Source organism: Desulfotignum phosphitoxidans DSM 13687, from assembly GCF_000350545.1.
In the GTDB taxonomy this organism is placed as follows: domain Bacteria; phylum Desulfobacterota; class Desulfobacteria; order Desulfobacterales; family Desulfobacteraceae; genus Desulfotignum; species Desulfotignum phosphitoxidans.
Window position 1 is genome coordinate 765,939 of sequence record NZ_APJX01000001.1, and the last position, 12,543, is coordinate 778,481.

Sequence of the window (12,543 nt, forward strand, 5' to 3'; positions counted from 1 at the left end):
CGAATGGTGCAACAGCTGGGAATGCCGGCCTGCCTTGCAATGGCCTGCCTTGCAATGGCCGTTCTCGCGATATCCGCCACCGCCGCGACCACCATCCGTCCGACCGTCATCGACGTACCGGCTAACGGTCGCGCCATTGTTTCGGTCCGCAACGAACGTGAAAGAGAGGTGCTGTACCAGGTTACGGTGCTGGACTGGCGGGTCGTTGAAGGCGCGGACCGCCATGAGGCCACGGAAGACTTCATTGCCAGTCCGCCCCTGTTTACGCTGGGGCCATCTGCTTCACAGATCGTGCGTATCGGTTTTCGCAATCCCGTTCAGCTCCAGGTGGAGCAGGCCTACCGCCTGATACTGACAGAAGTTCCAACGCAGGTGTCCTCAGTGCCAACCCAGATAGATCCTGGTGCAGAGGCGGGCGTCATCGAATTTACCCTGCAGCACCTGCTGCCGGTCTTTGTGGCTCCGGCCGGTCGTGGTGCCAAGCCTGCGCTGGTCTGGTCCATGAACGCGGAAGTTGACGTCGTGGTGATCCGTGCTAAGAACTTAGGGAACAGGCGCGCAGTGCTGAACATGGTTGGCCTGAGTTGCCAGATTGGCCCGGACCCCGAACTCGAATATGCCAGCAAACGGCGCCTTACCGTACTGGCCCAATCATGGCGCGAATGGCGCATTGCCGTTCCTGCGGGCAAGATTTCTTTACCCTGGCGTATCCTGTATATAACCAACGATGGCGCTAAACCCACGGTCGTGTCCGATGCAGAAATTCGTGCTTTCAATTCTCCCTGAGACCGCCGGCGCGGGCAGGCGGTTTTCACCTTCCCGCACGGACGTCCTCAAAAGCCTGCTCCATGTGGGAATGATAACCTGGATGCTTGGCGGGACCGTGATGGCCAACGGAATTTCAGGCTTCTATGCCGTCGTTGTCAACGGTGTGCCTGAGCCAGGTTTCGTTTTTGTGGTTTTCGATGAAAAGACTCGGCCTTATATGGCGCTGAAAGATTTTACGGCGCTGGGGTTTGCTTCGGACGTCCCCGCAGTGACACGGGATGGCATGAAGGTCGTGCCTCTGTTTGGCCGGAACGGTTTGAAAGCCACCGTCGATCCCGAGCGGTTCGTTATCACGCTGGACATACTGCCCGGCTGGTACACGGGCACCCGCATAAACCTCAACGCACCCCACCCGGGCACGCCCATGCCGGCGCCGCCCGGCGCCTTGCTGAACTACGGTCTGCAGGTCAACGACACGGACCCCGGCATTTTGACCATGGGCAGCAATCAGAGCCTGGCCCTGTTTGGGGCACAGGGCATGTTTCAGATCACAACGGCCGCGACCTCCATCGGCCGGCCGGACCAGAAATTCAGCCGTCTGGGCACCACCTACCTGCGTGACAACGAAGAAAAACTCACCACCCTCTTGGTAGGCGATGGTGTGATGCAACCCCGGGTCGGGGTACCCGGCGTGCGCTACGGCGGCATCAGCTGGCAAAGTAATTTTGACCTGGATCCGACTTTCTCCACGCTGGAAACGCCAACGATTTTTGATGAGGCCCGCCTGCCCAGCACGCTGGAATTCTTTCTCAACGACCGGCGCGTGGGCACACCTCTTTCTGTCGCGCCGGGCCCGTTTGAGATCAGCGGTCTGCCCACGGTGGACACCAGCGGCCAGGTCAAGGTGGTGATCCGCGATGCACTCAACAACGAACGCATCGTCACCATCCCCTATATTCACACCGAACGCCTGTTCCGTCAGGGACTGCACAGTTTCAGCTACACAGCCGGGCTGTTGAGACCCGAGCTGGATGACTACCAAACCCCGTTTCTGGCCAGCGCGCACCGCTGGGGCCTCACGCGCAGGCTGACTTTAGGCCTCGGCGGCACCGTCAGCGCGGACAACGAGAGTCTTGGCGCGAAGGCAACCTTTCTGCTGCCGGGCAACAGCATCGGAGAAACCAGCCTTGCACAGAGCATATCTGAAGCGGGATCGGGCTATCAGGTGGGCGCGTCTGTGCACTGGGGGGCCGAGGTGAGCAGTGCGGGGGCAAGCATCAGCTATGCGTCTGACGATTTTCGCCTGCTGGGAGATACGGTCGAATCACCGGGGCGGCCGCGTAACGACCTGCGTGTGTTTGCGGCACGCTCTCTGGAAAACCTCGGCAGCGTGAGCGCCTCCTGGGGCCGCCTCTCAACCTGGGACAACCGCACGCGGACCATCCTCGGAGCGGGCTGGGCCAAAAGCTTCAGAAACTTTAGTGTGTCGCTTAATGGCCTGCGCAGCGATGATGATACGACGGTGCTGCTGACGCTCAACGTCCCGCTGGGATCGCGCGGTTTTGTCAGCACCAGCCTTCAACAGCAGAAGGACGCTGTGACCATGCGCGCCGAATACACCAGCCCGCCCGTAACCGACAAAGGCATGGCCTACCGGCTCGGGCTGAGCAGCGACCTCTCCTCAAACGATGACAACCAGTCCAGCTATTTTGCCGGCGTCGACGCCCGTTCAGCCCTGGGTGAACACGGCCTGGATATTGAGGTCCGCCCCGACCGGGAGGCGTGGCGCATGCGTACGTCCGGCAGTTTGGGCGTGCTGGCTGGCCGGACTTTTTTTGCCCCCCCCATCAACAGCGGCTTTGCCCTGGTGACCACGGGTGACGCGCCCGGCATCCCGTTGTACCGCTGGAATCTGCCGGTGGCCGTGAGCGATTCCCGCGGGCAGGCGCTCATCACGACCTTGAGTCCCTACCAGGAAAACCTGCTTGCGGTGCGGCCCGAAGAGGTGCCATTGGAATACCGCATCACCCGTACCGAGATTACAGCCGTGCCGCGTGGCCGCGGCGGGGTGCTGGTCGAGTTCCCCATGCTGCGCGAGCGACCGGCCCTGCTCATACTGCACCTGCCGGACGGACGGCCCGTGCCGGCCGGTGCCCGCGTCAAGGTTCTGATGAGCGGCGAAACCGCATTGGTGGGCCTGCGAGGGGAGGCTTACTTGACAGATCTGCCTGAAGAGGCGGAATTGGAAGTGACCCATCAAGGCAGCTTTTGCCACATCATCGTCAAACGCCCAGACACCACGGACCCGCAGCCACGGCTGGGCCCATATACCTGCGATCTGGAGGGCATGAAATGACCCCGCGCCGGCAGATGGCAAGGTCACCCCGCCGGCATGCCTGGCTGCTGGCCTGTGCAATGGCCATGTCTATATTTTTTCTGCAGTGGCGCCCCGTCATGGTTTGGGCCGGAGCCGCAACGGACGATTCCCTGGCCGGCGACCTGGCCCAGGTACAATGCAGCCTGGTGTCCGCCAGCCTCAACTTTGGCCGGCTCAATCTGCGGCAGCCGTCCCGAATTGTCGGTGAAGGGGAAGTGGTGGTAGTCTGCCTGAACCCATCAACTGCCGTGCGTCACACGGAGCTGGCGCTGGCCTTCCCGACCATGGGACGGCAAACCGCCTTGCTCCGGGCCGGCCAAAGCACCCTGGCCGCTGCCTTTTACCGTGATGCACAGTTTACCGAGCCCTGGGGCGATGACCGCAACGGGGCCCGGGCCCTGCGCGTCATTCTGGAGCTGGGCCCGGGCGAGCGACGGCGGCTGCGCCTGCCCGTGCATGCCCTGCTGCAAAACCGGCGCGATGCCAGTGCCGGTGTGTACCACACACTTATTCCCATTACGCTGACAACGCGGAACACCCCCTAGTTTCGCGTTTGAGAATGGCGGGTTCACTGCGCGTCATCGGCCATTTGCTGACGGATCGCGGCAAATTCGGATTTGACCGTATGGAAGACCTCGATCACGGCCGGGTCGAAATGTTGCCCGGCGCCTTCCAGGATGATCCCGCAGCTCTTTTCATGGGAAAAAGCCGGCTTGTAAGGACGTTTGGACCGCAGGGCATCATAGACATCAGCCAGGGCCATGATGCGGCCGGCCAGGGGGATGTCTTCTCCGGCCAGCCCGTCGGGGTAGCCGCTGCCGTCCCATTTTTCGTGGTGGGATCGGGCAATGGCGATTCCCGTGTTGACAAAGGCGTTTTTCGGATATTTGTCGCGAACGGTTTGCAGGGTGTTTGCCCCGATCACTGTGTGGGTCTTCATGATTTCGCATTGTTTGAATGTGAGCTTGCCGGGTTTTAAAAGGATGCTGTCGGCAATGCCCACCTTGCCGATATCGTGCAGAGGCGCGGCGTGAAAGATGTTTTCCACATAAACGTCGCTGATGCTGTTTTCATAGCGCGGATTGGTTCGCAAGTGCTCGGCGATGATCCTGCAAAACGTCCGGGTGCGTTCGATGTGGTGCCCGGTTTCATCGTCCCTGTATTCCGCCATTTTGGAGACGGCCAGGAGTGTGGCCAGTTGCGAGTCGGAGATATCTTTGACCTGTTCGTTCACCCGTTCTTCCAGATGAAGATTGTACTTCTCCAGTTCGATCTTCATTTTGCGCAGGCGCAGGTGGGTCTCCACCCGGGCGCTGACCTCCTCGAACTGGAAGGGTTTGGTCACGTAATCCACCCCCCCTGCGGAAAACGCCTTGACCTTGTCCGTCACTTCCGTGAGGGCGCTGATGAACAGCACGGGGATCTCCTTGAGCACGTCATCGGCCTGGAGGCGTTTGCAGACCTCAAAGCCGTCCATCTCCGGCATCATGATGTCCAGCAGGATCAGATCCGGCGGGTTTTTGGCCGCAGCGTTCAGGGCCATCCTGCCGTCGGGGAAAGTCAGCACCCGGTAATTTTTGCCCTTCAGCATATCCCTTAGAAGATTCAGGTTTGCCGGGGTATCGTCCACCACCATGAGGGTTGCAGTCTCCGTTCTTTCATCCATTGTTGTTCCCTCCTTTGCCCAGCAGTTCATTGAGTTTTGTGTAATCGTACTGGTCGGCCAGGGTCTTCAACCCCCGGGCCGCGGATTCATCCAGATCTTCAACCCGGCGGATCAACTCCGTCAGGCGGGCCATGTCGCCCTCGGCCACGGCTTCTGCCATGTCCTGGACCAGGTCCCGGGGAAGGGCGGCCAGGGCCTCCGGCGTAAGTGCGACGGCCCTGGGCTGTTGCGGGGCTTCGGACGGTTCATCGGCATACACATACCGCAGGTCCAGATATTCCCCCAGGGTTTCGTACAGTTCCTCGGGCCGGAATGGTTTGCGCAGGAAAGCGGATACCCCCGTAGCCATGACCTCCTCCTCCCTGCCCATGAAGACGGAGGCCGTCACCGCGATCACGGGCGTGGTACGGCCCTTGTCCGTGGCCTTGATGCGCCGGGTCGCCTCGTAACCGTCCATCACGGGCATGCGCATGTCCATGAGCACGGCATGAGGGGCCCATGCTTCAAATATTTCAATGGCCTCTGCGCCGTTTTCCGCTTCCTGTACCTCAAAACCCAGGGACAACAGCAGGGCGTGCAACAGGGCGCGGTTGGACAACACATCATCCACCACCAGCACTCGCCAGGGGCCGCTGCCGGGTTCCAGCCCCACCACTTCAGGCAATTTTGGCGCTTTTGATTTCTGTATGGCCTCGGCCGGCTCGCACAGCACGCTGAAGCCAAAGCAACTGCCTTTGCCCACCACACTTTCCACTGTCAGTGTGCCGCCCATTATCTTCACCAGCCTGAGGGAGATGGAAAGGCCCAAACCGGTTCCTTGAATTATGCGTTCTGACGCTACCTGTTCAAATGCGTGAAAGATGCGCTCCTGATCGGATTCAGCAATTCCCGGGCCGCTGTCCTCCACCTCAAAGACCAGCCGCAGGGGCTTTTTGCCCTTGCCCGTATGTTTTGCCGCAGGCTCGCTGCACGCCCGCAGGCTGACCCCGCCGCTTTCAGTGAACTTGACTGCATTGCCCAGCAGATTGACCAGTACCTGACGCAGCTTGCCCTCGTCGCCACGCACCCAGCCCGGAAGCCCGGCATCCCGTTCGACGATCAATGTAAGCCCTTTGGCCTCGGCCCGGGACTGGAACATATTCTCCACATCGTCCAGGAAGTCCTCAAGTCCGAAGACGATGGGATTCAGCCGGATCCTTCCGGCCTCGATCCTCGATATGTCGAGGATATCGTCGATCAGCCGCAGCAAATGCTGGCCGCTGCGGTTGATGATGCGAATCTGCTTCTTCTGCCCGGGGGTCAGTGAAGAATCGCGATCCAGGACCTGGGCAAATCCCATAATGGCGTTCATGGGGGTGCGGATCTCATGGCTCATGTTGGACAAAAACAGGCTCTTTTGCCGGTTGGCCGCCTCGGCAGCCAGCATGGCGATATGGTTCTTTTCGGACTGTGTTTCGGCGGAGATGTCCACATACTGAGAAATAAAATAGTTTGGCGAGCCGTCTTTGTTATTGACCAGCGATACACACAACAGTCCCCAGACAGTATGTCCGTCCTTGTGAATGTAGCGCTTCTTTATCCGGTAGGCAGCGATCTCACCTTTCAGCATCTGGCGTACATAAGCAACATCCGTATCCAGATCGTGGGGATGGGTGATGACCTGTAAGGTGTTCTGGCGCAATTCATCTTTTGAATACCCTGTCATTTGACATAAAGCGGCATTGACGTCAAGAAAATGGCCCTCCAGGTCGAGCAGGGCGAAGCCGATGGGCGAGTTGTTCATGAGCGAGCGGACCTGGGCTTCGCTGACCCGCAAATCGTTTTCTGCCTGCTTGCGTTCGGTGATGTCCTGAAATGCGCCAAGCAGACGAACGGTTCTGTCGTCGCGTCGTTCGGCGATTCCCAGAGCGCGTACCCAAATCGTTTTCCCCCGGGCTGTGATCAGTTGCAGGTCAAGATCATATGGCTCGCCCTTATCGATGGCGGCCTGCACAGCTGCGGTAATGATCGGCTGTGACTCCGGCGTGTAAAAGTTGAAGCCCGTGGTGAGATCCAGCTGGTGGGAAGGATCCATTTCATGAATGCGATAGGTTTCCTCCGTCCAGGTCATCCTTTGGGTTTCCAGATCTAATTCCCAGCCGCCGATCTTTGCAATACGTCCGCTGATGCTGAGCAATTCAGACATACGTCGCAGCACCTCGTCGCTCTGACGCAGATCCAGGGTCATTTGACGGGCCAAAGATTCCGCGCGCTGGCCCGAATCTCCCACCGTTTTAAGAAGGAGAAATATCAACAGGCTGATGATAATTCCGCTGCCAAGAATGATTTTGGGAATATAGAAATCCACCTCAGCCTCGAAAACAGGCGATGTTCCGATTGCCAGGGTCCATTGATGACCATAAAGATCCAGGGTCCGGGTTTCCGAGAACATGGGCCGGTGTCTTCCATTCCGTGAACCGGGCAAAACATGTGAATCAAACATCAGGGCTGCGGGCGAGATGTCTGGGCCGTCGTAGAGTTTGAAGTCAATTTTGTGATCGATTTTCGGAGTGATATATTCATCGAACCGTTGCTGCGCCCTTTCAACATACATGTTTTTAAAAAACAGCCAGGCTGCGACAGACAGGGAAAGCAGAATTGCCAAAACCACGTAGGGCAGCAGTTTCCTGGCAAGCGAATGCGTATGGATGGCCTTTTCATCATTCATCATCGATCCCTCCAAGGGTCTTTTCCAGCTTCTCATACATCTTCAGAAATGTTGAAGTCAGGGTAATATTTTTTGGCACATTCCTGGCAGATACCATGACTGAACTGAGCATCTGAATGTTCATGGATATATTTTTCAATTTGATTCCAATATCCTTTGTCATCACGTATTTTCTTGCAATGTGAACAGATGGGGAGCATTCCCTTCAATTGCTTTACTTCGCGTAATGCTTTTTCCGCTTTTTCTTTCTGCTCCACTAAGCTGTTTGTATGCTTTTGAATTCTGTTCTCATAGGATGATATTAAACGACCCATCTGCCTTTCAAAAAACACGATCACCACAATTGATATCAGGGAAGCAAAAAATGCAATCGAAAACGAGCGAAGCCTTTGTCTGTTGAGTGTCTGCTGCATCTTTCGGGTTTCTTTCTCAATAAGCTGATCCACATCATCAAGATAAACACCCGTTGCAACGACCCAGTCATATGGCTTGTAGAGCTTGGCAAAGGTCATTTTATGCGCGATTTTTTCTGAATTCATTTTTTTGAAATAATATTCGAAATACAACTCCCCATTCTTTTTAACCCCGTTCAGTTCTTCTTCGTAAGGGCGGCCCCCCTTGATATCCATAGTATGGGTAGAGAGCCACGTCCCTTCGGTTTCGGGAAGATTGGGATGGATCTGGCGTACCGCATAGTTGTCACCACCCTTATAATCAACGATACGATTGACCCATACATAGCCGTCATCGATAAGACGCATCTCCCGGATATATTTGCTGATACGATCTACGCTTTCAGATTTTATCTGTTCTTTTGTCAGACCCTTGGAAGCGTATTCGTGACTGACCCGAGCCCTTTCCTGCTGAATATAATATATTGTCCGTTCAACTGAGTTCCGCAGAAATCTTTTTTTTTCATCTATGATAGATGTCGATAACTGATTGATTTTATCCAGCAATTCTCGGTGAACCTAAAAATGCTGTAAAATCGGCTTTTCATGCATCAGATATTTTTTTTACTTCGTAATATTTTTTCCAATCTCACTGGCATTGCCTGAGGCATCACAAAGCCGTAATCTCCTTGACGGGAAATTTAAATATTTTATAACTAATTGAAATAATTGAAAATATAAACTAGACTTTTTTATCATTTTATGATAGCTTTATCCAAATGCACAATACTTGGGAGCTATCAGCTTGAATACTGGAACAAAACTTGGTTTTTCAAACCTCAGAAAGTCGGTCTCAGCCCGCGTCAATGAAATCGCTGAGATTGAGATGCGGCAGGTTGGAAAAATCAAGCATTCCATGCATGATGCCTGTCTGAGCGCCCTTGCCATGATGTATTTTCAAGATGCTTCAATGCTCGAATTTCAAAGACGTCTGCAGGAACAGACGCAAATGAATAATCTGCAGACGTTGTTTCAAGTTGAAACGATTCCCAAAGACAACCAATTAAGAGACATCATTGATGCCATACCTTCTCAAAAGCTGCTTCCAATTTTCAACGATTTTTTCCGACTGCTGCAACGGGGAAATCAGTTGCAACCTTTTCAATTTCTGGATGAGGGGTATCTCCTGCCCATTGATGGTACACAGTATTTCAGTTCAGAAACTATCAACTGCCCCTCATGTTTAACAAAGGGTTACAAAAATGGAACCATTAATTACTCCCATAAAGTTTTGGGCGCGTCTATTGTGCATCCAGAAAAAAAACAGGTGGTCCCGTTGGCACCGGAACCAATCAAAAACAGTGATGGTTCAAAAAAACAGGATTGTGAGATCAACGCCGGCAAGCGCTTTTTAAACCGGATTCGACAAGAGCATCCAAAACTGGAGATCGTGATTACAGCCGATGATCTGTATTCAAGGCAGCCGTTTATTGAGGCTCTCAATCAAAACAAAATGTCATATATTCTGATAGCAAAGCCCAGCAGCCATAAGGTTTTATTCGATCAACTCATAGAAAAAGAGGATCTGGACCAGGCTCACCTTTTGGAGTGGCAGGATAACGAGGGCGCCATTCATAGATATGAATGGATCAATGATATCAGGTTGAATGGAAACAAATCAGCACCGCTGGTCAATTTTTTTGAATACAGCATCATCCGGGATGGAGATAAAATCACCTATAAAAACAGCTGGGTCACTGATATCCGGGTCACTGGCAACAATGTGAAAAAGCTTGTCAAGGCAGGTCGGGCAAAATGGAAAATTGAAAACGAAAATTTCAATACCCTGAAAAATCTTGGTTATCATGCTGAGCACAACTATGGCCATGGAAAAAGAACTTATCATTCAATTTTTTCCTGTTTACCCTGCTGGCTTTTTTTATGCATCAAATCATTGAACTCAAAGACCCTTTGTACCAAATAGCCAGGGCCAAATTCAGTGCAAAAAAAGAATTCTGGAACCAGTTGCGTTGTACAATCCGGGTCATAATATTCGAAAATTGGGAATCACTGCTTGGTTTTGTGATCTCCCCACCAACCGATATTCGTGCTCCATGAAAATTTGCTTCGCCCGGTCAACAAATGATTCTGATTCATCAAGGCCGTTTCAGGTCAATGGATCTCTATTGGCTTCTATCCGGTTTTCTTGACATTTTCCACAAACCTGATACATAAATGCCTGCGATTTGGGCTGAAAAATCCTAATTCTCAGCTGACATCGGACTGAATTTTGGTGGATTGACATTTTTCTGGGAATTTTAGACCTTCACCGAGAATTGCTGGATTTTATCAGAGTATTCCTGGTTCAAACTATGTGAGTAAATGAATGAAAGGACAACTGCGAGTAGAATGATTCCCGACACGGAACCGATATAAAAAAAGAATCTGATTCTGTTTTTTTCAATCCCCACAAAGGGTTGTTCGCTGTTTTTTAACATGTTCAACCTCTACTTGCCTTGCCGGTCCAGAATCTCCCTGACTTTTATCAAAAGGTCTTTCGGCCGGAAAGGTTTGTGGATGAAGTCAAAAACGTCCTTTGTCATTTCTTTTTTCGTGATGTTATTCATGGCATATCCGCTTGCAAAGAGCACTTTCATCCGGGGATCCATTTTTCTGACCACCTCACAGACCTCTTTGCCGCTTTTCTTGGGCATGATCATATCCAGCATAACCAGATTGATACGTTCCCTGTTCTCCATGAATTTCGTGACCGCATCTTGTCCGTCCTCTGCGAGAATAACACAGTAACCAGAGGACTCCAGCACGGTTTTGATCAATTTTCTCAGGGACGTCTCGTCCTCGGCTACCAGGACGGTCTCATTCCCGCCCATCACAGGGGCGGCGGCATCCGCCTTTTCATCCCCGGTTGCTGTTTCTTCGCTCAGGGGCAAAAATATGTTAAAAACCGTGCCTTGTCCCGGTTCGCTGTAAACGTTGATGTATCCGTTATGCTGTTTTATAATTCCATAGGAAACGGCAAGGCCAAGCCCGGTCCCTTTGCCAACGTCTTTTGTGGTAAAAAAAGGGTCGAATATTTTTTTCTGAGTTTTTGCATCCATTCCCGTCCCTGTATCCGCAACCGTGATCCGCACATACCTGTCGGGCTTTCCATATCCGTATGCGGCAACGGATTCTTCATCCATTTCACTGAGCCCGGTGCTGATGGTCAGCCGTCCGCCCTCACGCATTGCGTCTCTGGCGTTTGTGGCAAGGTTTATCAGCACATGTTCTATCTCCCCGGCATCCGCCCGCACGATCAAGGACCTGTTTGCAAGGTCCAAATGAAATTCGATACTTTCCTTGATTATCCGGACAAGCATTTTCTGTAAATCAAAGATAAGTGCATTGATATTGACGGATTTCACTTCAACAATCCGTTCTCGGCTGAAGACAAGCAGTTTTCGGATAAGTTCCGCAGCCCTGTCAGCAGCAGTGAGTACCTCGTTCATGTTTTCCATTGCAGGGCTGCCGGGGTCCAGCCTGTCCTTTACCATGGTGCCATACCCTATGATCACATTGAGTATGTTGTTGAAATCATGAGCAATGCCGCCTGTCAGCGAACCGACTGCCTCCATCTTCTGGGCCTGGCGCAGCTGGGCTTCAAGATTTCGATGCCGGGTGGCGTCCCGGATGTTGCATTGAACCAGATCTGCCTTGTCAACCATATAAATGTCGCTATATAACACTTCCCCCGTCTTCTTATGTATCGGCGTATCGTTGTAATGAACAATGCCGTTCTGCTCCAGGGCCTGCAATAACGCTTGAATCGTTCCCATATGATCCGGAAACCCGACATCCTTTAATTTTTTTCCGAAGAATTCGCTGGTGGAATAACCCAGCATCGACGTGACAGCCGGGTTGGCCTGGGCGATATGCCCTTCGTTTTTTTCGAGAAGCAATATCCCGTCGTTTGCGGTCTCAAAAAGTCGCCTGTAGCGCTTTTCAGAATCCGCCAATAACATTTCCAATTGCCTGCGCTCGGTAATGTCCTCGATGGCCAGAAGGATGATTTGCCCTTTGCCCGCGGCCTGTTCAATCTGCCGGCCATTCAAAAGCATGATGCGCCTGCCGATGGCGGCAAAATTGTGTTCAACCTCATAGTTGTCAAACGGGTTTTTTTCAGGGAGAACTTTTTCAAGCAGTTCTCTTAACCGGGGAATATCCCATTGTCCGTTGCCAAGATCATAGACAAAACTGCCTAAAGTTTCTTTTCGCGTTACCTTGAATGAATCAATGAAACTGCGGTTTGCCAAGATGACCTTCAGGTCTGAATCCAGCACCAAAAGGGGTTCATGTATTGTCTCTACGATATTTTCAGATAACTGGTCTATCAGAATTTTTACCATAGCGCCCTCCTCTTTTTAATATATTACAATCAAGTTGTGTGCCATGCCGGCAATACCAAACATATCAACAATCATCCGGTTGAAATATATCGGAAATCTTAATCGCCGGCATCTTTTCCACACAGGAAAAAAACACGGAATAAGGCCATATCCAACCTTGGGTCATATATGACCTTGTTTCTGAAACGCGTTCTGCACGATTGGCCTGTCTGAGCGATCGAAATTTC

General features: G+C 52.8%; 8 protein-coding genes. 4 read left to right on the plus strand and 4 right to left on the minus strand.

Features of this window, described 5'->3' with window-relative positions:
- The first annotated feature begins 3 nt into the window (after nucleotides 1–3).
- The 3 genes from DPO_RS23655 to DPO_RS03605 are packed head-to-tail and all read left to right on the plus strand — an operon-like array spanning nucleotide 4 to nucleotide 3,690.
- Nucleotides 4–786 carry a fimbrial biogenesis chaperone gene (locus DPO_RS23655; protein WP_006964327.1) on the plus strand — a complete coding sequence of 261 codons (783 nt, stop codon included), beginning with the start codon at nucleotides 4–6 and terminating at the stop codon, nucleotides 784–786.
- Complete coding sequence (locus tag DPO_RS03600; RefSeq protein ID WP_006964328.1) at nucleotides 755–3,124, plus strand: fimbria/pilus outer membrane usher protein; 2,370 nt, start codon at nucleotides 755–757, stop codon at nucleotides 3,122–3,124. The genes DPO_RS23655 and DPO_RS03600 overlap by 32 nt, the downstream gene beginning before the upstream one ends.
- On the plus strand, nucleotides 3,121–3,690 hold the full coding sequence (locus DPO_RS03605) for a spore coat protein U domain-containing protein (protein WP_006964329.1): 570 nt from the start codon (nucleotides 3,121–3,123) through the stop codon (nucleotides 3,688–3,690). The genes DPO_RS03600 and DPO_RS03605 overlap by 4 nt, the downstream gene beginning before the upstream one ends.
- Nucleotides 3,691–3,713: 23 nt before the next feature.
- Here DPO_RS03605 and DPO_RS03610 read toward each other — a convergent pair whose 3' ends face one another.
- From DPO_RS03610 to DPO_RS25765, 3 genes are read right to left on the minus strand one after another with little or no spacing between them, the layout of a single operon-like run.
- On the minus strand, nucleotides 3,714–4,811 hold the full coding sequence (locus DPO_RS03610) for a response regulator (RefSeq protein WP_006964330.1): 1,098 nt from the start codon (nucleotides 4,809–4,811) through the stop codon (nucleotides 3,714–3,716).
- A complete protein-coding gene (locus DPO_RS03615; protein ID WP_006964331.1) occupies nucleotides 4,804–7,521 on the minus strand; it encodes a hybrid sensor histidine kinase/response regulator in 2,718 nt (905 codons plus the stop codon). The genes DPO_RS03610 and DPO_RS03615 overlap by 8 nt, the downstream gene beginning before the upstream one ends.
- A 29-nt stretch (nucleotides 7,522–7,550) precedes the next feature.
- The gene (locus tag DPO_RS25765) at nucleotides 7,551–8,477 is read right to left on the minus strand and encodes a cache domain-containing protein (protein WP_006964332.1); all 927 of its coding nucleotides are present in this window, start codon (nucleotides 8,475–8,477) and stop codon (nucleotides 7,551–7,553) included.
- Between the two features lie 238 nt (nucleotides 8,478–8,715).
- On the opposite strand from DPO_RS25765, the gene DPO_RS03625 reads away from it, so the two are divergent.
- A complete protein-coding gene (locus DPO_RS03625) occupies nucleotides 8,716–9,894 on the plus strand; it encodes a hypothetical protein (RefSeq protein WP_006964333.1) in 1,179 nt (392 codons plus the stop codon).
- Nucleotides 9,895–10,417: 523 nt separating this feature from the next.
- On the opposite strand, the gene DPO_RS03635 is transcribed toward DPO_RS03625, so the two are convergent.
- Nucleotides 10,418–12,316: a hybrid sensor histidine kinase/response regulator gene (locus DPO_RS03635; protein WP_006964335.1), complete on the minus strand. Its 1,899-nt coding sequence runs from the start codon at nucleotides 12,314–12,316 to the stop codon at nucleotides 10,418–10,420.
- Nucleotides 12,317–12,543: the final 227 nt, after the last annotated feature.